This is a genomic window from Modestobacter sp. Leaf380 (assembly GCF_001424485.1).
In the GTDB taxonomy this organism is placed as follows: Bacteria; Actinomycetota; Actinomycetes; order Mycobacteriales; family Geodermatophilaceae; genus Klenkia.
In genome coordinates, this window is the sequence record NZ_LMQC01000022.1 from 1 (window position 1) to 24,376 (window position 24,376).

The window sequence follows — 24,376 nt, forward strand, 5'->3', positions numbered from 1 at the left end:
CAACAGCGCCACCGAGAGCCGCCGACAGATCTCAGCCAAGACAGCAACCGCGTCGGTCAGCACACCGGGTCAGACGACCCCCGATGACGCCACCCCCATCCTCACTGTCAGCGGCGGGCGGGGGCCCGGCCGGACAGCACGGCGTCGGCCTCCGCGGCGGCCCGCCGCAGGGCCTCCCGCTCGCTGGCGTACCCGCCGACGACCCCGACGACGGGGAAGGCGGACAGGAAGCGGTGCCGCAGCTTGCCCTGGGGGCGGGCGTCGAGGGCGTCGTCGACCCGGGACAGCAGCCGGGCCATCCGCCAGACGGTGCGCGCCGTGCCCTTCACGCCGCCGCGTTCGCCCTTGCGGCCCAGCGCCTCCTCGGCGTACGCGCCCTTCTGCCGGTCCAGCAGCGGCTGGACGGCCTCGGGCGACAGGGGCCGGTCCAGCAGCACCTCCGACAGCAGGCCCACCCGGCGGGCCGGGTCGGTGACGCCGTGCTCACCGGCCACCCCGAGGACGACGACGGCCTGCACGGCCGAGCCCACGGTGTTCTGCAGCGGCAGCAGGTCGGCCAGCTTGCCGGCGAACCGGGGTGCGGCCGAGACCGCGGCGCCGACCCGGCTGGCCCGGTCGGCCCACCAGGCGGCCCGCGCGTCGGCGGCCAGCGTGGGCGGGCGGCCCAGCTTGGCGACCACCGGGGTGCTGAGCCGGTCGACCCGGCGGAGGACGTCGACGACGACGGCGTCGGAGATCGGGGGCGCCATGGCCGGGACGGTAGCGGCGGCCCGTGGACCTCGCCCGGCGACGCCTGCCCGCTGACGTCCGCCCGGCGACGTGTGAGGACGCTGTGCGATCTGCTTGAACCGTGCAGCACCCCCGTGGCCGGTCGTACGGTGGGTCGTGGCCAGCGGGGGACGACGGTTCGGTTGGCGCTGGGTCGTCGTCGCGCTCGGCCTCGCCGTCCTGGTGGCCCTGCCGGTCGCCGTGGCCGCCCTGCCGGCCGACGACACGGACGTCTCCGCGGCCGACCTGCGGGCCCGTGCCCTGGCCAGTGACGACGTGGCCTTCTCCGGCTACGCGATCTCCACCGGCGGGCTCACGCTGCCGTTGGGCGACGCGCTCACCCCGGTCGCGGACCTGCTGAGCGACCAGACGACCATGCGCGCCTGGTACCGCGGGGCGGAGGACTGGCGGGTCGACGTCGTCACCGCGACCGGGGAGACCGGCACGCACCGCGACACCGACGGCACCTGGACCTGGGACTACGCCGACCAGCGGGCCACCCGCGGCGACGAACCCCCGCTCGCGCTGCCCACCGCACCGGACCTGCTGCCCAGCGCGCTGGGCCGGCGGCTGCTCTCCGAGGCGACCGACGCCGAGGTCACCCGCACCGCCCCCGCCCGGGTCGCCGGCCGGGACGCCGTCGGCCTGCGGTACACCCCGGCCGACGGGGCCGCCTCGGTGAGCGCCGTCGACGTGTGGCTGGACGCGGACACCGGCCTGCCGCTGCAGGTGGTCGTCCGCAGCGCGGACACGACGATCCCGGCGCTGGACACCCGGTTCCTGGACCTGGACACCACCGAGCCCACCGCCGCGACGACGTCCTTCACCCCGCCCACGGACGCCTCCCTCGGGCAGGACCAGGACCTCACCGACCTCGACCTGGGCCGCCGGCTGGCCGACGTGGACCTGCCCGACGGGCTGGCCGGACTGATCCGCCGCGAGGCCGAGGGCGTCCCCGGGGCGATCGGGGTCTACGGCACCGGGATCACCGTGCTGGCCGTCACCCCGTTGCCCGGGCAGGCCGCCCGCAGCCTGCGGTCCCAGCTGCAGGCCACCCCCGGCGCCGTCGTCGACGACCTCGGCGTCCGGATCTCGGCCGGGCCGCTGGGCCTGATGCTCATCGGCAGCCGGGAGACCGGCGCGTTTTTGCTCGCCGGCACGGTCACCCTCGACGCGCTGGCCACCGCCGCGCAACAGCTCAGCGACACGACAGGAGTCCGATGACCGAGACGGTGATCGCCACGCGGGGGCTCCGCAAGCGCTACGGCGCGCTGCGCGCCGTCGACGGCATCGACCTCGACGTGCGGGCCGGTGACGTCTACGGCTTCCTCGGCGCCAACGGCTCGGGCAAGACCACGACCGTGCGGATGCTGCTGGGCCTGGTGCTGCCCACCGAGGGCGAGGTCGAGGTGCTCGGCCGGCCGATGCCGAAGGCCGCCCGGGAGGTGCTGCCCCGGGTGGGTGCGCTGATCGAGGGCCCGGCGGCCTACGGGCACCTGTCCGGGCGGGCGAACCTGGCCCTGCTGGACGCCGCAGGCCCCGGCGGGTCCCGGCGCAGCCGGAGGCAGCGGGTCGGTGACGTGCTCGACCAGGTCGGGCTCGGCGGGGTCGGCAAGCGGCCGGTCAAGGCCTACTCGCTGGGCATGCGGCAGCGGCTGGGCCTGGCCGGGGCGCTGCTGCGGCGCCCGGACCTGCTGGTCCTGGACGAGCCCACCAACGGGCTTGACCCGCAGGGCATCCACGAGATCCGCACCCTGCTGCTGGACCTGAACTCCACCGGCACCACCGTCTTCCTCTCCAGCCACCTGCTGGCCGAGATCGAGCAGCTGGCCACCCGGGTCGGCGTGCTGGACCGCGGGCGGGTGGTGCTCCAGGACGACCTGACCACCCTCACCGCGCCCACCGGGGCCACCGTCGTCCAGACGCCGGACCCCGCGCGGGTCCGGGCGGTGCTGGGCGACCGGGTGCTGTCCACCGACGCGGACAGCGCGGTCGTCCGGGGCACCGACCCGGCCGAGGTGAACGCCGCGCTGGTGTCGGCCGGCGTCCCGGTCCACGGGCTGCGGCTGCAGCGCCCCTCGCTGGAGGAGGTCGTGCTCGCCGCGGCCTCGACCAGCGCCGACCGGGTGGGGGTGCCGGCGTGATCGGCGTCGAGCTGAGGAAGCTCTTCCGCCGTCCCCGGACCTGGGTGACGATCGCGCTGCTCAACGCCCTGCCGGTGCTCGTCGCCGTCCTGCTGGTGCTCACCGACCTCGCCCCGCGGCCGGGGGAGGGGCCGGCGTTCCTGTCGGCGGTGCTCACCAATGGCACGCTCTTCCCGCTCGCCGCGCTGGCGATCGTGCTGCCGTTGTTCCTGCCGATCGCGGTCGCCGTCGTCGCCGGGGACTCCATCGCCGGGGAGGCGCAGGGCGGCACGCTGCGCTACCTGCTGGCCCGCCCGGCCGGTCGCACCCGGCTGCTGGTGGCCAAGCTGGTCGCCGTCATCGCGTTCGTGCTGGTCACCGTCGTGATCGTCGCCGCGGTCGGCTACGTCGTGGGGACGACGCTGTTCGACGTCCAGCCGCTGGCCACCTCGACCGGGCTGTCGGGCACCGTGCTCACCCCCGAGCAGGTCGCCGGCCGCACGCTGCTGGCGATCGGCTACGTGACGATCTCGATGCTCGGCGTCGCCGCGTTCGCGTTGTTCTTCTCCACGCTCACCGACTCCCCGCAGCTGGCCACCCTGGGCGCGCTGGCGGTGCTGATCGGCTCCTCGCTGCTGTTCACCCTGGACGCCGCCTCGGCCATCGCGCCCTACCTGCCCACCCGGTACTGGCTCAGCTTCGTGGACTTCTTCCGGGACCCGGTCCTGTGGCGCGACGTCACCCGGGGCATCGGGCTGCAGGCGGTCTACGTCGTGGTCCTGCTGGGTGCGGCGTGGGCGAACTTCACCACCAAGGACGTCACCAGCTGACCGGCTCCCGGGTCGGTGACCCGGGAGCCGCGTCAGAGGCCGGCAGGGGTGAGTGCTCCACGGGCCTCGTCGACGAAGGCCCGGCGGGCGGTGAGGACGAGGTCCTCGGCTTCCGCGCCCCTCCATCGTCCTGACGCGAGGCAGGAGTCGACGAAGCCGCTGTACACGGTCGCGGCGTTGTACAGGTCTGCTGCCCGCTGGGCCGTTGCGGGGCTGTTGGTCAGTTGGACGTCTGCGAGCCCGGTGGTGAGCGCCGTCCACGCCGTGAGGTACTCCGCCGTGCGCTGGTCGAGGTCGGAACCGGTCGCGGGCCCGTCAGCCCGAGTGGCGAGTGCCGCTCGGGCCGACTCGTGGAACTGGTCCACCGTCCGGAGGTAGGACGACGACGCCTCTCGGCGCGCGTCCTGCCAACGATCTGCACGGTCGGCGATGCGCGTCGCTGTCTCACGGCGCTGGGCGAGGAAGGGAGCCACCTGCTGGGCCAGTCCTCCCAGCACGGTTCCTGCCACGCCGACCACTCCTACGAGAACCGCGGTATCCACATCTCGGTCTTCGGTGCGGAGGCCCGACCACTTGACGGCTCGCCGGGGCGTCCATCCCTTCGAGCGAGGGGTCCGTGGGAGGCGGTCGGCCCTCCGCCGGAGGGCTGCCGGTCACTAACCTCCCGCGCATGCGCATCCGTCCCACCGAGCTCGACGCGATCGTCGGCGGCACCCTCGACCTGGCCTTCCGCCGCTGGGACCGGCCGCGGCTGCTCGTCGGGACCCGGATGCGGACCCGGGTCGGCCTGGTGGAGGTCACCTCCCTGGACCGGGTGGACCCCGACGACCTGACCGAGGACGACGCCCGCCGGGCCGGGGCGGCGTCCCTGGAGGCGCTGCGCCACGGGTTGGCAGACGACGACCGGCCGGTGTTCCGGGTGGGCCTGCGGTTCGCCGGGGAGGACCCGCGCGCGGTGCTGCGCCGCACCCCGCCCACGCCGGCCGAGGTGGGCGAGCTGCAGGCCCGGCTCGACCGGCTGGACCGGGCGTCGGCGACCGGCCCGTGGACGGCGCAGGCCCTGCAGCTCGTCGACGCCCACCCCGAGCGGCGGGCCCCCGAACTGGCGGCCGAGGCGGGTCGGCCGACGGCGGACTTCAAGCGCGACGTCCGCAAGCTCAAGGAGCTGGGGCTCACCGAGTCCCTGGACATCGGCTACCGGCTGTCCGCCCGGGGGGAGGCCGTCGTCGACGCCGCCCGGCGGGCTGCCGGGGGCCGGGCCCGGCGGCGCGCGGCGCGGCCTGCGGGCACCCCGCTGCCCAGCATCGGCGCCCCGGCCACCCGGGCGCTGCGGGCGGCCGGGCTGGCCACGCTGGAGGCGGTGGCCGGGCTGTCCGACGCCGAGCTGCTCGCGATGCACGGCGTGGGTCCGATCGCGGTCACGCGGCTGCGGGCTGCTCTCGCGGGGCCTCAGCCCGACAGCCGCGCGCAGTCCGCGGGGCCCAGCGCCACGGGCTGACCCGACGCCAGCTCAGCGATCACGATGCCCTGCACCAGCGGGTCCGAGGGCAGCTGCCCGTGCTGCACCCGGCTGTCGGCGCACACCGACTGCACGGTGAGCTCCAGCGCACCGTCGAGGCGGGCGGAGTCCGGCGGGGTCACGGTGGTGTCGACGTCGGTCCACACCGACACCCAGGTCGGGCCCGCGGGGGTCTCGTCACCGGCGTTCAGCCCGCGCAGCACCTCGCTGTCGGTGCGCAGCTGCTGGCAGCCCTCGGGGCACTGGTCGGGGGCGAAGGAGCCGGCCAGGTCGGCGACCGTCGTGCCGTGGTGCGGCGAGCCCAGGGTGACGATCCGCCGGGCCTGCTCGGCACCGCCGTCCGCCGCCCAGATCCGGGTGACGACGCCGCCGGCGGAGTAGCCGACGACGTCCACGCTGTCGGCGCCGGTGCGGGCCAGGGCCTCGTCCACGGCGGTGGCCAGCACGGCGGCGGACTCCCGCAGGTCCCCCGTCCCCTCACCGGGCACCGGCACCACGGTGGCGTCCCGGCCCACGGCGGTCAGCGCCTCGGCCAGGGTCTGCAGCGACCGGGTCGAGCCGCCGTAGCCGGGGACCAGCAGCACCGGACCGGGTTCGGCCTGGGAGACCGGCGCCGGGTCGCCGGCGGTCAGCCGCGGCACGAGCACGGCCGCGCCGACGGCGAGGACCGCGACGACCAGCGCCGCCAGCAGCCCGAGCACGAGGCGGCGGCGGGCGGGAGCGAGTCCGGCGAGCACGACACCACTGTCCCTGGTGGACTGCACCCGTGCCGCCGTTCCTGTCCCGGGAGGACTACTTCACAGCCTGGTCACAGTGGCACGGCGGGACGGACCCGCGAGCCAGCGGCGTGGTCCGCGGCTGGCTGACCATCGCCCACACCCTGGCCCGCCCGCTGGCCGGCGTCCCACCGCTCGCGGTCACCCTGCTGGGTCTCGCCGTCGCCGGGGCCGCGGTGGGCCCGGCCGCGGCCGGGGGCCCCTGGCTGGTGCTGGCCGGCGTGCTGGTCGGGCTCTCCGGGCTGCTGGACTCCCTGGACGGCGCGCTGGCCATCGCCGGCGGCCGGGCCGGGCGGCGGGGGTTCGTGCTGGACTCGGCGGTCGACCGGCTCACCGAGGTGGCCTACGCGCTGGCCTTCTGGGCCGCCGGGGCCCCGGCCTGGCTGGCCGTCGCCTTCGGCGCGCTGTGCTGGTTCCCCGACTACCTGCGCGCCCGGGCCGGCCAGGCCGGGGTGGACGAGACCGGGGCCATCTCGGTGTGGGAGAGGCCGACCCGGGTGGCGATGGCGGGCATGACGCTGGGCGGGGCCGGGGTGGTGTCCGGGGTGGGTCTCGCAGAGCTGGTGGTCACCGCCGGCGCCGCGGTCGGGGTCGCTCTGGGGGTGGTCGGCACCGCGCAGCTCGGGGTCCAGCTGCGGCGCGCGCTGGGCTGAGCACGCCCGGCGCCCGGTGGACCACGCCGTTACGCTGGGGTGAACCCCGGACGGCCTGGACGTCGAACGCCGGTTCACCCGCGCGTCTGCGCGCCCCCTCGTCCCCCACCTCCCGGGAGCCCCACCGTGTCCGTCGCCGTGACCGGTTCGATCGCCACCGACCACCTGATGACCTTCCCGGGGAAGTTCACCGAGCAGTTCGTCGAGGGCCAGATGGAGAACGTCTCGCTCTCCTTCCTCGTCGACGACCTGGTGCAGCACCGCGGCGGCGCCGGCGCCAACATGGCCTACGGCATGGGCCTGCTGGGCCTCACCCCGGTGCTGGTCGGCGCCGTGGGCAGCGACTTCGACGACTACGAGTCCTGGCTGAACCGGCACGGCGTGGACACCGAGTCCGTGCACTGGTCCAAGCTCAAGCACACCGCCCGCTTCACCTGCACGACCGACGCCGCGAACAACCAGATCGCGTCCTTCTACTCCGGCGCCATGGCCGAGGCCTCGCTGATCGAGCTGGCCCCCGTGGAGAAGCGGGTGGGCAGCCTGGACCTGGTCATCGTCGGCCCGAACGACCCCACGGCGATGGTCCAGCACACCCAGGAGTGCCGGGAGCGCGGCTACGCGTTCATGGCCGACCCGTCCCAGCAGCTCGCGTGGGCCGACGGCGAGATGATCCGCACCCTGGTCGACGGCGCCGAGCTGCTGTTCACCAACGAGTACGAGGCCGCCCTGCTCAAGCAGAAGACCGGCTGGAGCCACGCCGAGGTCCTCGACCGGGTCGGCACCTGGGTCACCACCCGGGCCGCCGCCGGGGTGCGCGTGGAGGCCAAGGACGCCGAGACCCTCGAGGTCATCGCCGTCCCCGAGACCCACCCGGTGGAGCCCACCGGCGGCGGTGACGCGCTGCGCGCCGGGTTCGTCGCCGCCCGCACCTGGGGCCTGGGCCTGCAGCGCGCCACCCAGGTCGGCTCGGCCGTGGCCACCGCCGCCGTCGAGGTCGTCGGCACCCAGGAGTACTCGCTGCCCCGGGAGTCGTTCCTGGAGCGGTTCGCCTCCGCCTTCGGTGCCGACGCCGCCGACGAGGTGGCCCCGCACCTGCCCGCCTAGTCCGAGGTGCTGTCCCCGCGCAGCGCCTGACCGATCGAGGGGTCCTCGGACCACTGGCTGAAGGGGATCCGGCGGATCTCCTTCAGCTCCCCGATCGTGGACCACTCGTTGCCGCCCAGGCGGGCCAGCGGCTGCAGCTCCTCGATCCGCGGCCGACCGTCGCGGACGGCGCTGGTCCACGCCGTGGCGTGCACGACGCGGCCGAACACCACGGTGCTGTCGCCCAGCCGCAGCGTCGAGTGCAGCACGCACTCCAGGCTCACCGGGGACTGGGCGACCCGCTTGACCGACACGACCGCGCTGTCCTCCAGGACGACGCCGGTGTGCTCGGCCTCGTCGTGGCCGGGCGGGAAGTCGGTGCCGGTGGCGTTGACCTGCTCGAACATCGACTCCGGCGTCAGGCTCACGGTGAACTCACCGGTGGCCTCCACGTTGTCCAGGGAGTCCTTGCGGCCCACCGAGGTGAACTGCACGATCGGCGGGTCCACGCAGGCCACGGTGTAGAAGCTGTGCGGGGCCAGGTTGTGCACGCCCTCGGCGGATCGGCTGGCCACCCAGGCGATCGGGCGGGGGACGACGACGGAGTTCAGCACCCGGTAGAAGGACCCGGCGCCCATCTGCGCCGGGTCGAAGTGCGTGCGTTCGGGAGAGGTCACCCGACCAGTGTGCGGTCCCGCCAGCGCAGGGTGCCCCGGCGCCTGCCGCGGACCGACCGGACCAGCAGCAGGTCCAGCAGCAGCACGCTCAACGGGTGCGCCAGGCTGTCGGGCCACACCCGCCCGCCGGTGCGGTGTGCGGTGACCGCCCGTCCGGCCACGCCGGCCGCGTAGCCGACCAGCCCGGCCCGCCCGCCGGCCAGCGGCGGCAGCACCCACACCGCGGTCAGGGCCGCGCCGGCGGCCAGGCTGCCCAGCGACGAGCCGCCCAGGGCCGACCACAGCGACTTCTCGTACCCGGCGGCCAGCGCCGGCCAGCCGTCGTACATCCGGGTGGTGGCCAGCATCGACCCGTCGACGACGACGCCCCGCCCGCCCGCCCGCTTCACCGCCCGCAGCAGCCCGATGTCCTCGAGCACCTCAGCGCGCACCGCCCCGTGCCCGCCGGCCCGTTCGTAGGCCTCCCGGCGCACCACCAGGAACTGCCCGTTCGCCGCGGCCATCGAGGGCCGGCCGGCCCGCTCGGCCAGCCGCAGCGGCAGCGTGGTGGCCCACAGCCACTGCTGCAGGGGCTGCACCAGCCGCTCGGCGGCGGTCTCGGCCCGCTGCCGGGGCCAGGGGGAGACCAGGTCCAGCCCCTGGGCGTCCAGCACCGCGACGGCGGCCGCGACCGCGTGTGGCTCCAGCCGGACGTCGGCGTCCAGGAAGACCAGCACGTCGGCGTCGGACCCGGCGGCGCCCTGGGCGCAGGCGTTCGGCTTGCCCAGCCAGCCCACCGGCGGTGGGGTAGCGGTCCGCAGCTCGACGGGGTGCGCGGCCACGAGCTGCGCGGTGCGGTCGGTGGAGCCGTCGTCGACGACCACGACCTCCATGCGCGCGACACCCCGCTGGGCGGCCAACCCACCCAGGCAACCCTCGACCTCGGCCTCCTCGTCGCGCACCGGCAGCACGACCCGGACCCGCCTCGTGGTCGCCGGCGGGTCGGCCGGGGGTGTGCGCAGCAGCCGGGTGTTGACCGCGGCGTGGACGGCCCCGGCGACGGCGGCACCGGCCAGCACCCGCACCGCCCGGCGGCTCACCGGGACCGGGTCCGGTGCCGAGACAGGGACCGGGCCCGCAGCGCCAGGGCGGCCAGGAACGGCACGGCCAGGGCGACGCCCCAGGCGGCCGAGCCGGGCAGGTCCAGGAAGGCCGCGTGCGCCAGCGCGCCACCCAGGGTCATCCAGGCCAGCGTCAGCATCGGGGCGCCGTCGCCCAGCCGGACCGGGGCCCCGGCGGCGAGCAGGTCGACCACCGTCATCAGCACCAGCCCGGCCAGCAGCCAGCCGGCCAGGTTGGTCAGCGGCACGGTGTCGATCCCGGGCAGCCCGGGGGAGGGGTGCGCCCAGGTCCAGTAGCCGGCCTGCACCAGCTGGGGGTCCAGCACGACGTCCCAGGCGGCGAACGCGGCCGCCGCGACGACGACCCGGCCCACCCGGTGCCCGGGGACCAGGCGGGCGGCCAGCAGCCAGCTGGGCCAGACCATCATCAGCCAGGCCAGCGGCACCAGGAACGGGACGCCGAGCAGCGTCGGGCCCAGCGCGTCGCTGTAGGTGTAGGTGCCGTACGGGAAGCCGGTGGCCAGCCCGACCGACTCGAAGAGCACCGCGGCCAGCGCGGTCACGCCCAGCACGCCCAGCCCGACGCGCGCGCCCCGGGACAGCCCCGCGTGCACCACCGACAGGGCCGAGCCCAGCAGCACGATCGTCCAGCTGACGACGTCCCGGGCGTCGCCGGCGGTCAGCGGGTAGGCGATCGCGGTGAGCACCACCCCGCCGGACAGCAGCCAGGGGACCCGGCGGAGCGCGCCGTGCTCCTGCTGCCGGGGCGGTGCCGTCACCGGCGGCTCAACCGCTGCTGCACACGGCCCTTGAGCCGGCCCAGCCCGGAGCGGTCGGCGAGCACCACCCGGGCGGCCGTCCGGCCGCTGTTGCCGCTGACCCCGCCACCGGGGTGCATCGAGGCACCGGACAGGTACAGCCCGGGCAGTCCCGGCACCTTGTGGCCGGACAGCTCCGGGGTGGGCCGGAAGGCGAACATGCTGGCCAGCGACATCTCCACGTGCATGACGTTGCCGCGCGGCAGCCGCAGCTCCTGCTCCAGCGTGAGCGGCGTCTGCACGTACAGCCGCTGTACCGAGGCGGCGAAGCCGGGGGCGAACCGGTCGACGGCGTCCACCAGTCGCTGGGCCTCACCGGCGGCCAGGGAGTCCCAGTCGCGGCCGTCGGCGAGCGTGTACGGGTACCACTGGCCCCAGATGGTGACGACGTGCTGGCCCGCCGGGGCGAGGGTGTCGTCGCTCGCGGAGAAGCTCATCGCCAGCGGCACCGGCTCGCGGGGCAGCTCGCCGGCCAGCCAGTCACCGTGCGCCCGGGCGAGCTGGGCCCGGTCGGTGCACAGCAGTTGCAGTCCCTGTAGCGAGTCGGCTTGGCTGACCCCGGGGTAGCTGGGCAGTGCGTCGGTCTGGCAGCGGACCACCAGGCCGAAGCCGTTGCCCAGCGGCGGGGCGGCGTCCCGCAGGGCGGGCGGGGCGTGCTCCCCGGCGATGGTGCGGGTGGCCCCGACGTGGCACGCCGCGACGACGGTGTCGGTGCGGACCCGCCGCCCCGACGCGGTGACGACGCCGGCGACGCGGCCGTCCTCCACCAGCAGGCTCGCGGCGCCGTCCCCGAGGACGACGCGGCCACCGTGCGACTCCAGCTTGCGGGCCAGGGCCTGGGTGAGCCCGCCGGAGCCCCCGACCGGGTGGCCGGGCGGCGTGGTGTGCAGCAGGGCGGCCCAGCCGACCATGGCCGCGGTGCCCGGCTCGGACATCGGCGGGCCGGACTGGGCGCCGAACCAGGCCAGTGCGGCCTTGAGCCGCTCGCTGCCGAACCACCGGTCCAGGAGGGCGTCACCGGAGCCCAGGAAGTCGGTGGCCAGCTCGCCGCCGGGGGTGCGCGCGCGGCCCTTGCCCGGGGCGCCCAGCGGCCACAGGTGGCGGACCAGCCGGGCCGGGCTGGGCCGGTCGCCGAAGGCCTGCACGACCTGTGCGCTGCGCGGGCCCCACACCTCGACGAACCGGCGGTAGGCGGCGGCGTCCTCGGGCCCGCAGGCGGCCTCGATCGAGGCGCAGGTGGCGTCCAGGTCGACGGAGAAGACCAGCGGCCGGCCTTCGGGACCGTCGCTGCCCGGCTGCGGGGCCGGGGCGAAGCCCCACGGGTCGCAGTCGACGTAGCGCAGCCCGTGGGCGGCCAGGTCGAGCTCCTCGACGATCCCGGAGTGCCGGATGATCACGTGCGCGCTCGACCCGCGGTCGACCCGCACGCCGGGCCAGCGCTCGACGGTGGACACGGCGCCGCCGAGCACCTCGTCGGCCTCGAGCACCTCCACGGTGAGCCCGGAGGCGGCCAGGTGGCAGGCCGCGACCATGCCGTTGTGCCCGGAGCCGATGACGACGGCGTCCACGGTGCGCTCGGGCTCAGCCACGCGCGGCACCGGCCAGGGGGAGCTCGGCGCCGAGGATGGCGAAGGGCCGGGCGTCGCCGGGGAAGTGGTAGCCGCGGGCCAGGTCGACGAACCCGTCGGCCCGGTACAGCTTGAAGGCCTTGGTCTCCGAGTCCGGGGTGCTCAGCAGCGCCGCCGGGTGCGGCAGCCCCTCGACCAGGGCGTGCAGCAGCTGCCGGCCCAGGCCCCGGCTCTGGTGGGTGGGGTGCACGTGCAGCTCGCAGACCTCGAAGGCGCCGGGCAGCCAGCGCTTGGCGGTCCGGCGGTCCAGGGCGTGCCGGACCTGGTCGTGCCACCACTGGCCCGGCGCCACCAGGTAGCCGTAGCCGAACCCGACCAGCTCCTCGCCGTCCGGGGTCTCGGCGAACGCCCCGACCGCGCGGAAGCCCGCGCGTTCGGTGTGCTGGACGGCGTAGCCGTACCGGCCGGCGACGACGGAGTCGCCGTAGCCCATGGCGGCGCCGTAGACGGCGAGTGCCTCGTGGAGGTGGTCGCGCATCCAGGGGGTCGGGAGCTCGGTCACCCGGGTGGCGGGGGCGGTGTCGGTCACAGGGCCTCTTCGGGGACGGCGTCGACCTCGGCAGCGGTGCCGGCGGTGATCCGCAGCAGCTCGTCGTAGGTCGTCGGGAAGACGGTGTGCGGGTGGCCGGCGGCGGCCCAGACGCGCTCGTGGCGGGCCAGGGTGACGTCGACCAGGGTGCCGATGGGCTCGGGGTGACCCACGGGGGCGACCCCGCCGATCGCCTGGCCGGTGTGCTCGCGGACGAACTCCGGGGACGCGCGGCGCACCTCGGGGACGCCGAGCAGGCCGGCGACCTTCGCGGTGTCCACCCGGTGGGCGCCACTGGTGAGCACCAGCAGCGGGTTGCCGTCGACCTCGAAGACCAGGCTGTTGGCGATCGCGCCCACCGGCACGCCGAGGGCCTGCGCGGCCTGGGCCGCGGTGCGGGCGCTGTCGGCGAGCTCGTGCACGTCGGCGTCGACGCCGGCCGCCCGCAGCTCCCGGACGACCGCGGCCACCCGGGGGTGGTCGGGGAGGGTCATGTCCCCGAGTCTCCCACCGGTGCCGGGGGCCCTGCTCGGTGCGGGCGGCCCGGGTCAGCCCGCCGCGCGCTCGACCGTCCGGTCCGCGGTGTTCTCCTCGCGGGGCAGGGGCGCGGACCGGGCCGGCGTCCGCGGGGCCAGCCGGAAGGACAGGGCCGTGTGGTCCAGCGTGCGGGGCAGCAGCGTCCCGGTGACGGCGGCGGTGCCCGCGGTCTGCGCGAGGCTGCGGTCGGCCAGCAGTGCGGCCAGCACCGTGCTGGTGGTGAAGAGCACCAGGTCCCGCCCCGGGCACCGGCCGGGTCCACCGCTGAAGGGGACCAGCGCCTCCGCGGTCCGGTCCCGCCCGTCCAGCCAGCCCGCCGGGTCGAAGGCGTCGGCGGCGGGCAGCGTGCGCTCGTCGCGGTGGAAGAAGGAGCTGACCACGACGAACGTGGTGCCGGCCGGGGCGCGACGGCCCCGCCAGTCCGTCTCCTGGGTCGACTCGCGCAGCACGGCCAGCGTCGTCGGCCACAGCCGGACCGACTCCAGCACCGTGGCGCGCAGCAGCGGCAGCTCCTGCGGGGTGTCCAGGTCCCGGCCGGCCAGCTCGTGGCGGACGTCGTCGAGGGCGGCGGGGTGCCCGGCCAGCAGGGACAGCGCCCGCCAGACCGCGATGCCCGCCGCGTCGTAGGCGAAGAGCCAGTGCGCCACCTGGGACGCCGCGGCGACCCGCCCCGAGGGGTGGCCGGCGCGGACCTCGGCGGCCAGGCTGCCGGGCTCGGCCCGGTCCAGCCACCCGTCGATGCCGTCCAGCAGCTGCCGGCGGCCCGCGTCGTCGGTGCGGTGCAGGTAGGCCCAGTTGGCGTGCGCCCGCAGGCGGCCGAGCAGGTCGATCAGCTCCGCGTCGTCCCGGGCGCCGTCGCCGAGCACGACCCGGCGCACCGCCCGCCACCACCCGACGGCGAAGCGGTCCCAGTCCAGCTCCCCGCCGTCCGCCCCGTCAGCCCCGGCCACCTCGCCCAGCAGCCTGGTGACCTCCTCGCGGACCACGGGCACCAGGTGCGCGCCGACCGCGTGCAGCGGTCGGTCCATCTGGAGGACGGACTCGTTCCAGGCCCGGCGCTGTGCCCTGTCCTCGCCGCGGCTGATCAGCACGCCCTGGGGCTGGAAGTGCGCCAGTGCGGCCCGCTTCTCCCGGGTGGCCGGGGCGAAGGGCTCCGGTGACCCGTCGAGCAGCCGGACGACGTCCTCCCGGTCCAGCACCAGCGCGACCTCCCGGAACGGGATGCGCAGCCGCAGCGGTCCGGGCCCGTGGGCCTCGCGCGCCCGGTGCAGGGCATCGGCGGCGCGCCGGTCCACCTCCAGGCGTCCGGCCGGTCCCAGGACCCGCGGCCGGCGCAGGATGATGCCCTGGGCCAGCATCGGGGCGAGCACGCCGGTGGCCAGGCGCAGGGTCTCCCGGGCCGAGGCCCGAGGGAGTCCGGCGGGGGTGCTGGGTGTCGTGCGGTGCTGGCTCAGAGCTGCTCCCTGCGGTCGGGACGGCGGGCCGTCCGCGGGGGTGCCCGACCCTCCGTGGGGGGTCGGGCACCCCCGTCCGGGGTGGGTGGCGGCGGGCTCGGCCAGCCCCGGGACTCGGGGTCACCGTGCCCCGGGGCGGCCGGGACCATGCGTGGGCAGGTGCCTCAGCGCACCCCGCTCATCAGCCTGCTGATGCCCGGCGCGGCCACCGCCAGGACCACGCCGAAGACGATCGCGACCCCGCCGAGCACGCCGAAGTACGTCGTCTGGCCCTCGACCGTGTAGTTCCCGGCGAGCACACCGGCCAGTGACGTGCCGATCGCCGTCGACAGGAACCACAACGCCACCATCTGGGTCCGGTAGGCCGCCGGGGCCAGCTTGGTGGACAGCGACAGGCCCACCGGGGACAGCAGCAGCTCGGCCACGGTGAAGACCAGCAGGACCCCGACCAGTCCCAGCAGCGGTGCGCTGTTCGGGGTGGAGCTGGCCATCGGCAGGAAGAGCAGGAACGCCACGCCCATGACCGCGGTCCCGGCCGCGAACTTCACCGGGGTGGCGGGCTGGCGGCGGCCCAGCTTCGTCCACAGCGCCGCGAAGACGCCGGACAGCGCGATGATGAAGACCGGGTTGATCGACTGCACCCACGACGCCGGCACCGTCCACCCGAAGAGGTCCCGGTCCAGCTGGTCGTCGGCGTAGAGCGCGACCACCGTCGACTGCTGCTGGTACAGCGACCAGAAGGCGACGCTGGCGGCGAACATCGGGATGAACGCCAGCACCCGGCGCCGCTCGGTGCGGTCGATACGGGAGCTGCGCAGCAGCTGCGCGAAGTAGCCGACCGAGACCACCACGCAGACCCAGACGACGACCGTGGCCAGCCGCTCGGCCCGCAGCACCCCGGTCGTGGCCAGCGCGACCACCGCCAGGACGGCGACCACCAGCCCGGCGAGCCACCGGCCGCGCTCGGCCGCGGGCAGCGGCGAGGGCACCTCCCGGCCGGTGCCGGCCAGGCCGCGCCGCCCCCAGGCGTACTGGGCCAGGCCGGCGGCCATGCCGATCGCGGCCAGCCCGAAGCCCAGGTGGAACCCGACGGTCGACTGGGCCAGCCCGGTGAGCAGCGGCCCGACCAGCGCCCCCACGTTGATGCCGAGGTAGAACAGCGAGAACCCGGCGTCCCGGCGGACGTCGTCGGCGCTGTAGAGCAGCCCGACCAGCGTCGTGGCGGTCGCCTTCACCCCGCCACTGCCCAGCGCGATGAGCACCAGGCCGGTGCCGACGCCGCCCGGTCCGGGCACCACCGACAGCGCCAGGTGGCCGACCATCACCACGACCGCGGACCAGAAGAGCACCCGCTCGGGGCCCAGCAGCCGGTCGGCCACCCAGCCCCCGACGATGGTCGAGAGGTAGACGGTCCCGCCGTAGGCGCCCACGATGCTGGCCGCGGTCGAGGTGTCGATGCCCAGGCCGCCGTCGCGGACGGAGTAGGAGAGGTAGTACAGCAGGATCGCCTGCATCCCGTAGAAGCTGAACCGCTCCCACATCTCCACGCCGAACAGGTGTGCCAGGCCGCGCGGTTGCCCGACGAACGTCTTCTCCTCGGTGGCCCGTCCCGGGACTGTGGTTGTCACGAGCAACCAGTGTCCACCTGCCCGGGTGGCCGCGCACCCCACCCCGGGTGGTCGTCCTGCTCCCGCCGGTCACCCCACTCCTGCTGGTCACCCCACTCCTGCTGGTCACTCCACTCCTGCTGGTCACTCTGCGCAGGCCAGCAGGGCGGCCTGGGGCGTGGTCTCCGGCCCGGTGGCCGGGCGCTCCCACCGCCGGCGGACGACGAACCCGGCGTCGGCCAGCTGGTCGGCCAGCTCGTCCGGGTCCAGTCGCCACAGCTCCAGGTCGACCGGGTGGCCGTAGGCGCGGTCCCGGCGGACGTGCTCGGTGCCCGCCTGGCAGGCGATCACCAGGTGGCCGCCGGGCACCAGCACCCGGCGCAGCCCGGCGAGCACCCCGGCCCGGTCGGGCGGGGCGACGTGGATGAGGGAGTACCAGGCCAGCGCGCCGGCCAGCGACGCGTCCGGGCCCGGCAGGGCGGTCAGGGTGCTGACGCCGAAGCGCAGCTCCGGGTGGGCCCGCCGGGCGACCGCGACCATGCCGGGGGAGAGGTCCAGGCCGTGGGCGTCGAGCCCGAGGGCCTGCAGGTGGGCGGTCACCCGGCCCGGACCGCACCCGGCGTCCAGCACCGGGCGGGCCGCGACCCCTGCTGAGGCCCCTGCTGCCGTCCCTGCCGTGGCCCCTGCTCCCGTCCCCGCTCCCGATCCCGGCCGGACCCGCGGTCCGTCGCGGACGGCTGCGGCGAAGGCGGCGAGGACCTCGCGTCCCACGGCTGGGCGGCCAGGTCGTCGGCGAGCAAGCGGGCGTAGTCGTCGGCGACGGTGTCGTACGCCGCGCGCACCCGGGTCTCCAGATCGGTCACCCGCGCAGGGTGGCGCAGGGGTACGACGTTCCCGGCGCGGGTGGCGGAGGCCGTCCCGGACTGGTCCACCGGGCCGACCCCGGGCAGCCCGGTGCGCGGACGTCAGGCGAGCGGGCCGAAGAGCGTGGTCGTGCTGCAGCTGGTCCAGCACGCCGGCCAGGTCCGGTCGGGCGCGCCGGACCCCGGGGAACAGCGCGCCGTCCTCGCCCCGGGTGGTGGCCGGTCGGCGCGGCGCAGGACCCCTGGCAGGAGAGCGGCAGGTCCCCACGGAGCCCTGGTGAGGCGTCTGGTGAGGCGTCCGGCGGGGCACTCGGTGGGGCACTCGGCGGGGCACCTGTCGGGTGGTCGTCGACCGCGTCGGGCTTCGTCCCCTCGTCGGGGGGGGTCCCGGGCGACCTGCAGCGCGCGGCGCAGGCGTCCGTGGACGGCGCGCAGCTCGCTGGACAGTGCCCGGGTGCGGTCTGTCGGTCAGTGGTCGATGGGGCAGCAGGGCAGGGGTCCCGGGAGTGCGGCGACAGGGCCCGGCGCCCGCGTCGGTGGCTCCCGCGCGTCGTGCGGCGCGCCGTCCACACCCCGGCCGGTCGGCTTGACGCCTCCTCCGCACTCCGGTCTACTCGTCCCTGTTCGAACACGTGTTCGAACAGCTGGCGAGGGGATGCCGGTTGCGTCGCGGGGAGCGGAGTGTGTCATGAGCCGGGTGCTGGTCGGTGCGGGTGGCCGCGTCGGTGAACAGGTGCAGGTCGAGCGGGGACCCGTGGGGCCGGTCCAGTTCTGGCGCGGGGAGAGCCGCTACGAGGTGGGCGAGCTGCTCGACCACTGGGTGGAGACCTCCCCCTGGTGGCAGCGCGGGCCGGCCGCCGGTGGCGGCGGGGGCGCCTCGGCCGACCTGGTCGCCACCCGGCAGGTGTGGCGGGTGGAGGCGGTGCGTGCCGGGCGGTCCCGGATGAGCTTCGCCGGGGTGTTCGACCTGTCCTGGGAACCGGCCGAGAACTGCTGGCTGCTCGTCCGGGTGCACGACTGATGGGCGCCGTCCGGGTGCTCTCGCCCCGTCAGCTCGAGCTGGTCCCCCCGCTGCCCCCGGCGGCATCCCAGCTGCTGGGTCAGGCCCACCGCGGCCTGGCCGAGGCGGCCGCCTGCCCCGACGCGGGCTGGCGGTACGCCACCGCGCACCTGGCCGCGTTGCGTGCCGCGGCGGCGGTGCTGGCCGCCCGCACCCGTCCCGAGTCCGGGCGCCGCCGGCCGCGCAGCGCCTGGGTGCTGATCGGGCAGGTCGCCCCGGAGCTGGGGGAGTGGGCCTCGTTCTTCGCCGCCGGTGCGGCCAAGCGGGCCGCGGCCGAGGCCGGGCTGACGCACGCGGTCACCGAGCGGGAGGCCGACGACCTGGTGCGCGACGTCGGTGCCTTCCTGGCCGTGGTCGAGGCCACCATGGCCCGGCCGGTGTCCGACACGGCTGCCCACCCGGCCCCGCCGACAGGAGACGCGACCCCGGCCCCCACGGCCGTGGTCACCCGACTGCGGACGACGTGAGCGGGGTCCCCCGACCGGGGACGACGGACGGTACGGAGGGGTCGGCGTGAGCGACCCCTTCGTCCACCTGCACGTCGCCTCCGGGTACTCGATGCGCCACGGCGCGAACCACCCGGCCGACCTGGTCGCCCGGGCGGCCGACCACGGCATGGGCGCGCTCGCGCTCACCGACCGGGACGGTCTCTACGGCGCGGTCAAGTTCGCGCTGGCCTGCCGGGCGGCCGACGTCCGACCGCTGTTCGGCGTCGACCTCGCCGTGGACCCGCTGGCCGGTGGGGAACCGGCCGGTCTGCGGTCGGTGCCCGACGCGGTGTCCGGCCCCGGTCGGCCGGGTGGTGGTGGTCGCCCCGGTGGGCGGGTGCCGCCCACCGCCGCCCGCCCCTCGGGCCCGCTGCGCGGGCGCGCCACGAACACCGCCGACCGCGCTGGGCACCCCTCCGCCGGTGCCCGCCGGTCCCCGGCGCGCGGGGGCGCCGCGGTCGACCCCCGGCACCCCCGGGTCGTCTTCCTGGCCCGTGACGGGGCCGGCTGGCGGTCGCTGTGCCGGCTCACCAGCGCCACCCACCTGGGCGGCACCCGGGGTGAGCCGGTGAGCTCGCTGCGGCTGGCCGCCGAGCACGCCACCGGTCTGCTCGCCGTGCTGGGGCCGGGGTCCTCGGTGGGCCGCGCGCTCATCGAGGGCCGGGCCGACCTGGCCCGGGCCCGGCTGGACGCCTGGCGGGAGGTCTTCGGGCCCGGTCAGCTGGTCCTGGAGGTCGTGCACCACCGCGGTCGCGGCGACCGGCTGCGCGCCCAGGCGATGCTGCGGTTCGCCGCGGAGACCGGGGTGCCGGCCGTGCTGACCAACGCGGTCCGCTACGTCGACGCCCTCGACGCCCCCACGGCCGACGTGCTGGACGCGACCCGCCGGCTGGTGCCGCTGGGAGAACGGCACGTCGACCGGCGCACCGCCGAGGGTCACCTGAAGTCGGGCAAGGAGATGGCCGAGGTCGTCGAGGACCTGGTCGGCCCCGACCGGGACGCGGGGCTGCGACTGCTGGAGACCACCGCCCGGGTGGCCGAGCAGTGCGTCGTCGACGTGCGCGCCGACCTGGGCATCGGCACCGTCCGCTACCCCGAGCTGGACGTCGTCACCACCCCTGCCGAGCGCGGCATGGGGCCCTCCCAGGTGCTGCGGGCCCGCTGCGAGGCCGGCATCGGGCGGCGCGGCATGCACGACTCCGCGCTGGTCCGGGAACGGCTGGACGACGAGCTCGGGGTCATCGACCAGCTGGGCTACCCCTCCTACTTCCTCACCGTCGCCGACGTGGTCGAGCTGATCAAGGGCCTGCGGGTCCGGGCCGCCGCCCGCGGGTCCGGCGCCGGCAGCCTGGTCACCTACCTGCTGGGCATCTCCGACGTCGACCCGATCCGCTACGGCCTGCTGATGGAGCGCTTCCTGTCCCCGCTGCGGCACCAGCTGCCCGACGTGGACATCGACGTGGAGTCCGCCCGGCGGATGGAGGTCTACGACGCCGTCATCGACCGGTTCGGGGCCGACCGGGTCAGCTGCATCTCGATGATGGACACCTACCGGGTCCGGCACGCCATCCGTGACGTCGGCGCCGCGCTGGGGCTGCCGCCGGCCGAGATCGACGCCATCGCCAAGGCCTTCCCGCACATCCGGGCCAACCAGGTGCACGCCGCGCTGCGCGACCTGCCGGAGCTGCGGGCCAGCCGGATGGGGTCCAAGCGGTCGGGGGGCAGCGGAGACCTCGACCTGGTCTTCGACCTGGTCGCCCGGCTCGACGGGTTGCCCCGGCACATCGCGCTGCACCCGTGCGGGGTGCTGCTGTCCGACGCCACCCTGCTGGACCGCACCCCGGTCGAGCAGAGCTACCTGGGCTACCCGATGAGCCAGTTCGACAAGGACGACGTGGAGGAGCTGGGGCTGCTCAAGCTGGACCTGCTGGGCATCCGGATGCAGTCCTCCATCGCGCACGCCATGGACGAGGTGGCCCGGGTCGAGGGCGTGCAGGTCGACATCGACGCGGTCCCGCGCGACGACCCGACGACCTTCGAGCTGATCCGCAGCACCCGCACGCTGGGCATGTTCCAGATCGAGTCCCCGGGCCAGCGGGAGCTGGTGGGCAAGTTCGGGCCGCGGACCTTCGAGGACATCGTCATCGACATCTCGCTGTTCCGGCCCGGGCCGGTCAAGAGCGACATGGTGACCCCGTTCCTGATGGCCAAGAACGGCTGGCGGGACCCGGTCTACCTGCACCCGCGGCTGCAGCCCGCACTGGAGGAGACCGCCGGGGTGGTGGTCTTCCACGAGCAGGTGCTGCGGATCGTCGCGGAGATGACCGGTTGCGACCTGGCCAGCGCCGATGAGGTGCGGCGGGCGCTGGGGGAGAAGGACGCCCACCCCGAGGTGCGGGCCTGGTTCATGCCCCGGGCGCTGGCCGAGGGCTTCGACCACGACGTGGCCGAGCGGGTCTGGGAGGTGCTGGTCGCCTTCGGGTCCTTCGGGTTCTGCAAGGCCCACGCGGCCGCCTTCGCCCTGCCCACCTACCAGTCGGCCTGGCTCAAGACCCACCACACCGCGGCGTTCCTGGCCGGGGTGCTCACCCACGACCCCGGCATGTACCCCAAGCGGCTGATCCTCGACGACGCCCGCAACTTCGGGATCACCGTGCTCGGCCTGGACGTCAACGCCTCCACCGGCACCTACCGGGTGGAGCGGCTCGACACCGGAGCCGGCGACGGCGGGTACGGCGACGGCAGGGACGGCGACGGCGGGGACGGCGACGGCGGGGACGGCGGGGAGGGCGACGGCAGGGACGGCGACGGCAGGGACGGACCCACCGTCGAGGATCCCGACGACACCGGTCGGGCACGCCCGGAGTGGATGCCAGCGACGATGCCCGACCCGGCGCGGCACGGCATCCGGCTGTCCCTCGCCGACGTCAAGGGCATCTCCGTCGAGGAGGTGGCCCGGGTGGTGGCCGGGCAGCCGTACCGGTCGCTGGCCGACTTCTGGCAGCGGGCCTCGGTGTCCCGCCCGGTGGTGGAGCGGCTGGTGGTGGCCGGGGGATTCGACTCGGTCTACGGGTTCGGGGTCCGGGACAGCGAGGGCGGCCGCCCGACCCGGGGTCGGCAGGAGGTCACCCGTCGGGACCTGCTGCTCCAGGTCAACGAGCTGGACCGGTGGAGCCGCAGTGGCGCGCGCGCCGGTGCCGGCGGGCAGCTCAGCCTGGACCTGCTGGGCCTGGGCGCCGACGAGACCGAGGAGCCGGCCGGCCTGTTCGACCTGCCCACCGGGGAAGGCCCCGGGGACGGGGACGACGGGCCGCTGCCGGGACCACGGGCCGGGTCCGCGCCGGCCTTCGGCGGGTCCAGCGGCCTGCCGGAGTTCACCGACGCCGAGCGGGTCCGGGCCGAGCTGGAGGTGCTCGGGCTGGACGCCAGCCGGCACGTCGTCGAGGACTACCGGGAGTTCCTCGCCGCGCTGGGCGCGGTCCCGGCGGGGGAGCTGCTGGGCTGCCGGTCCGGGTCCGAGGTGCTGGTCGGCGGGGTCAAGGTGGCCACCCAGACCCCGCCCATCCGCTCCGGCCGGCGGGTGGTCTTCGTGACCCTGGACGACGGCACCGGCTGCTCGGACTCCACCTTCTTCGAAGACGTCCAGGGCCCCTACGCCGCGACCGTCTTCCACTCCTGGCTGCTGGTCGTGCGCGGCGTGCTGCGGCGCACCGGTCCGCGCGGGGTGTCCATGCGGGCCACCGGGGCCTGGGAGCTGCCCGCGCTGCACGAGGCCTGGGAGGCCGGCGGGCTCGGCGCGGTCGCGGACCTGATGGCCACCCCGGCCGGGTTCACCGAGCAGGCCATCGCCGGGGCCGCCGCCTCGCACGGTCCGCGTCCGGTGGTGGTGCGGCCGGTGCTGGTGCACCCCACCGGCTTCCGGCTGTCCCCCTACGCCGACATCAAGCCCGCGGGTGAGGACTCGAAGGCCGCCCCCCGCAAGCTCTGGCACTCCAGCCAGGGCAGCTCGGGGCACTGAGGGGTGGGGCGCAGCGACGGGCGCGGGTTGCCGGACCGGCAAGGACGCTGGATCCCGCCGGGGTGCCGGTCCCAGGGTGGGGACGTGGACGACAGCACCCGACCCGACGGCCCGGGCACCGAGCAGGACCCCGAGCCCGGACAGCAGCACGGGCAGCAGCCCGGACAGCAGCACGGGCCTCAACACGGTCAGGGCCACCAGCACGGCCACCAGCACGGTGCCGAGGGCCAGGAGCAGCGGCACCAGCACGGCGACCAGCCCGGCGGCCCCGCACAACGCGGTCTCGGCGCCGAGGCCTTCGAGGCCGACCCCTCGACCTGGTTCACCCAGGAGTTCTGGGACCTGCACTACGGCGCGGGCACCGTCTGGTCCGGCGACCCCAACCCGGTCCTGGTCCAGCACGCCACCGCCCTGACCCCGGGCAGCGCGCTGGACGTGGGCTGCGGTGAGGGCGCCGACGCGATCTGGCTGGCCCGCGCCGGGTGGACAGTCACCGGGGCCGACGTCAGCCAGGTGGTGCTGGACCGGTGCGCCGCCCTGGCCCGCGACGCCGGCCCGGACGTTGCCGCCCGCACCCGCTGGCAGCAGGCCGACGCACTCACCTGGGCACCGCCCGCGCTCACCCACGACCTGGTGTCCGCCCAGTTCCTGCACCTGCCCCGGCCCGCCCTGCACGCGCTGCACCGCCGTCTGGCCGCTGCCGTCCGCCCCGGAGGCACCCTGCTCGTGGTCAGCCACGACCCCGCCGACGCCCACGAGCACGCCCACCGGCCCGACACCCCGGACATGTTCGTCAGCGCCGCGGACATGGCCGGCGTCCTGGACCCGGCCCACTGGGACGTCGAGGTCGGCAGCCCGCAGCGGCAGGCGCCGGGCCCCGACGGCACCCCGGTCACCGTCCGCGACGCCGTCCTCCGCGCGGTCCGCCGCAGCTGAGCAGGTGCGGCGCGGGGGCTCCCGGCACCGCCCGCCGCCGGCCCGGTGGGCCACCGGCGTCGCCACTAGGCTCGGTCGGGTGCCGCCGTCTGAGACCCCGCCCGCCAGCCCGTCCGGCACCCCCGACGGCCCCAGCGGTCCCCGCGGCACCCGCCCCGCCGGCGCCGAGCCCCCGGTCCGCAGCGCCGCGGTCTGGGCCGCGCTGGACCCGCTGATCCACAGCGGCCCGCTGCAGGTGCTCGACGTGGGCGGCGGTGCCGGGGTCTTCGCCGTGCCGCTGGCCCAGCTCGGGCACCGGGTCACCGTCGTCGACACCTCGGCCGACGCCCTGGCCACCCTGCGCCGCCGGGCCGACCTGGCCGGCGTCGGCGACCTGGTGCACGGCGTCCAGGGCGATGCCGACCAGCTGGCCGCCGTCCTCGCCGACGACACCCTCGACGCCCCGGCCGCCGGCTACGACCTGGTCCTGGTGCACTCGGTCCTCGAGGTCGTCGACGACCCCGCGGCCACCCTCGCCGGCATCGCCGCGGCGCTGCGCCCCGGCGGCCGGCTCAGCGTCACCGCCGCCAACCGGGCCGGCGCCGTCCTGGCCCGGGCCCTGGGCGGCCACCCGGTCGAGGCCCGCGCCCTGCTCGGTGACCGGGACCCCGCACCGTCCCGCTCCCGCACGCGCCCGGCGCGCCGCCGGTACAGCCCCGACGAGCTGCTCGCACTGGTCCGCGACGCCGGCCTGCAGGCGGGGGAGTGGCGCGGGGTCTCCGTCGTCGCCGACCTGCTGGAGTCCACCTCCGGTGCCGACCCCGCCGCCCTGCGTGCCCTGGAGCTCCAGCTGGCCAGCACCTCGCCCTACCGGGACGTCGCCACCGGCCTGCACCTGCTGGCCAGCCGGGGCGCGGGCCCGGCGTGAGC

At 76.1% G+C, this 24,376-nt stretch carries 23 protein-coding genes; 11 read left to right on the forward strand and 12 right to left on the reverse strand.

Annotation, left to right across the window (positions count from 1 at the left end; all coding sequences use genetic code 11):
• Positions 1-107: 107 nt before the first annotated feature.
• Entirely contained in the window at positions 108-749 is a 642-nt protein-coding gene (locus ASG41_RS19285) for a hypothetical protein (RefSeq protein ID WP_056299164.1), read from the reverse strand.
• A 136-nt stretch (positions 750-885) separates the two neighbouring features.
• On the opposite strand from ASG41_RS19285, the gene ASG41_RS19290 reads away from it, so the two are divergent.
• From ASG41_RS19290 to ASG41_RS19300, 3 genes are read left to right on the forward strand one after another with little or no spacing between them, the layout of a single operon-like run.
• Positions 886-1,992 (forward strand): hypothetical protein, encoded by a 1,107-nt coding sequence (locus ASG41_RS19290; protein ID WP_056299169.1) that lies wholly within the window; start codon positions 886-888, stop codon positions 1,990-1,992.
• Positions 1,989-2,912, forward strand: a complete 924-nt coding sequence (locus ASG41_RS19295; RefSeq protein ID WP_157519549.1) for an ABC transporter ATP-binding protein — start codon at positions 1,989-1,991, stop codon at positions 2,910-2,912. Before ASG41_RS19290 ends, ASG41_RS19295 begins: the two co-directional genes overlap by 4 nt.
• Complete coding sequence (locus tag ASG41_RS19300; RefSeq protein WP_056299172.1) at positions 2,909-3,721, forward strand: ABC transporter permease; 813 nt, start codon at positions 2,909-2,911, stop codon at positions 3,719-3,721. Before ASG41_RS19295 ends, ASG41_RS19300 begins: the two co-directional genes overlap by 4 nt.
• A 32-nt stretch (positions 3,722-3,753) precedes the next feature.
• On the opposite strand, the gene ASG41_RS19305 is transcribed toward ASG41_RS19300, so the two are convergent.
• Entirely contained in the window at positions 3,754-4,230 is a 477-nt protein-coding gene (locus ASG41_RS19305; RefSeq protein WP_157519550.1) for a hypothetical protein, read from the reverse strand.
• A 161-nt stretch (positions 4,231-4,391) separates the two neighbouring features.
• Between ASG41_RS19305 and ASG41_RS24935 the strand changes: the two genes are divergently transcribed.
• Entirely contained in the window at positions 4,392-5,219 is an 828-nt protein-coding gene (locus tag ASG41_RS24935) for a hypothetical protein (protein ID WP_056299180.1), read from the forward strand.
• Here the strand turns inward: ASG41_RS24935 and ASG41_RS19315 are convergent.
• Entirely contained in the window at positions 5,171-5,977 is an 807-nt protein-coding gene (locus ASG41_RS19315; RefSeq protein WP_157519551.1) for an alpha/beta fold hydrolase, read from the reverse strand. The two genes, ASG41_RS24935 and ASG41_RS19315, sit on opposite strands and share 49 nt — an antisense overlap.
• A gap of 29 nt (positions 5,978-6,006) precedes the next feature.
• On the opposite strand from ASG41_RS19315, the gene ASG41_RS19320 reads away from it, so the two are divergent.
• The gene (locus ASG41_RS19320) at positions 6,007-6,669 is read left to right on the forward strand and encodes a CDP-alcohol phosphatidyltransferase family protein (protein ID WP_082557138.1); all 663 of its coding nucleotides are present in this window, start codon (positions 6,007-6,009) and stop codon (positions 6,667-6,669) included.
• A 126-nt stretch (positions 6,670-6,795) separates the two neighbouring features.
• Positions 6,796-7,773, forward strand: a complete 978-nt coding sequence (locus ASG41_RS19325) for a carbohydrate kinase family protein (protein ID WP_056299183.1) — start codon at positions 6,796-6,798, stop codon at positions 7,771-7,773.
• Here ASG41_RS19325 and ASG41_RS19330 read toward each other — a convergent pair.
• From ASG41_RS19330 to ASG41_RS19370, 9 genes are all read right to left on the reverse strand, one after another.
• Positions 7,770-8,429, reverse strand: a complete 660-nt coding sequence (locus ASG41_RS19330; protein WP_200939134.1) for a flavin reductase family protein — start codon at positions 8,427-8,429, stop codon at positions 7,770-7,772. The two genes, ASG41_RS19325 and ASG41_RS19330, sit on opposite strands and share 4 nt — an antisense overlap.
• Positions 8,426-9,508, reverse strand: coding sequence for a glycosyltransferase family 2 protein (locus ASG41_RS19335; RefSeq protein ID WP_056299186.1), 1,083 nt, complete (start codon positions 9,506-9,508; stop codon positions 8,426-8,428). The genes ASG41_RS19330 and ASG41_RS19335 overlap by 4 nt, the downstream gene beginning before the upstream one ends.
• On the reverse strand, positions 9,505-10,308 hold the full coding sequence (locus tag ASG41_RS19340) for a carotenoid biosynthesis protein (RefSeq protein WP_056299200.1): 804 nt from the start codon (positions 10,306-10,308) through the stop codon (positions 9,505-9,507). The genes ASG41_RS19335 and ASG41_RS19340 overlap by 4 nt, the downstream gene beginning before the upstream one ends.
• Positions 10,305-11,936 (reverse strand): NAD(P)/FAD-dependent oxidoreductase, encoded by a 1,632-nt coding sequence (locus tag ASG41_RS19345; RefSeq protein ID WP_082557157.1) that lies wholly within the window; start codon positions 11,934-11,936, stop codon positions 10,305-10,307. Before ASG41_RS19345 ends, ASG41_RS19340 begins: the two co-directional genes overlap by 4 nt.
• Complete coding sequence (locus tag ASG41_RS19350; protein WP_056299203.1) at positions 11,929-12,504, reverse strand: GNAT family N-acetyltransferase; 576 nt, start codon at positions 12,502-12,504, stop codon at positions 11,929-11,931. The genes ASG41_RS19345 and ASG41_RS19350 overlap by 8 nt, the downstream gene beginning before the upstream one ends.
• Entirely contained in the window at positions 12,501-12,998 is a 498-nt protein-coding gene (locus tag ASG41_RS19355; RefSeq protein WP_056299205.1) for a YbaK/EbsC family protein, read from the reverse strand. The genes ASG41_RS19350 and ASG41_RS19355 overlap by 4 nt, the downstream gene beginning before the upstream one ends.
• Positions 12,999-13,052: 54 nt before the next feature.
• Positions 13,053-14,411, reverse strand: coding sequence for a cytochrome P450 (locus tag ASG41_RS19360; protein ID WP_200939135.1), 1,359 nt, complete (start codon positions 14,409-14,411; stop codon positions 13,053-13,055).
• A gap of 248 nt (positions 14,412-14,659) precedes the next feature.
• Entirely contained in the window at positions 14,660-16,123 is a 1,464-nt protein-coding gene (locus ASG41_RS19365; protein ID WP_056299208.1) for a peptide MFS transporter, read from the reverse strand.
• Positions 16,124-16,246: 123 nt separating this feature from the next.
• Positions 16,247-16,702: a class I SAM-dependent methyltransferase gene (locus tag ASG41_RS19370; protein ID WP_235564925.1), complete on the reverse strand. Its 456-nt coding sequence runs from the start codon at positions 16,700-16,702 to the stop codon at positions 16,247-16,249.
• Positions 16,703-17,653: 951 nt separating this feature from the next.
• On the opposite strand from ASG41_RS19370, the gene ASG41_RS19375 reads away from it, so the two are divergent.
• The 5 genes from ASG41_RS19375 (at position 17,654) to ASG41_RS19395 (ending at position 24,374) form a co-directional block, all read left to right on the forward strand.
• Positions 17,654-17,986, forward strand: a complete 333-nt coding sequence (locus tag ASG41_RS19375; protein WP_056299211.1) for a DUF6504 family protein — start codon at positions 17,654-17,656, stop codon at positions 17,984-17,986.
• Positions 17,986-18,492, forward strand: a complete 507-nt coding sequence (locus ASG41_RS19380) for an SAV_6107 family HEPN domain-containing protein (protein WP_056299214.1) — start codon at positions 17,986-17,988, stop codon at positions 18,490-18,492. The genes ASG41_RS19375 and ASG41_RS19380 overlap by 1 nt, the downstream gene beginning before the upstream one ends.
• A gap of 46 nt (positions 18,493-18,538) precedes the next feature.
• Positions 18,539-22,531, forward strand: a complete 3,993-nt coding sequence (locus ASG41_RS19385) for a DNA polymerase III subunit alpha (protein WP_056299217.1) — start codon at positions 18,539-18,541, stop codon at positions 22,529-22,531.
• Positions 22,532-22,615: 84 nt separating this feature from the next.
• A complete protein-coding gene (locus tag ASG41_RS19390) occupies positions 22,616-23,467 on the forward strand; it encodes a bifunctional 2-polyprenyl-6-hydroxyphenol methylase/3-demethylubiquinol 3-O-methyltransferase UbiG (RefSeq protein WP_082557139.1) in 852 nt (283 codons plus the stop codon).
• Positions 23,468-23,546: 79 nt separating this feature from the next.
• On the forward strand, positions 23,547-24,374 hold the full coding sequence (locus ASG41_RS19395) for a methyltransferase domain-containing protein (protein WP_157519552.1): 828 nt from the start codon (positions 23,547-23,549) through the stop codon (positions 24,372-24,374).
• Positions 24,375-24,376: the final 2 nt, after the last annotated feature.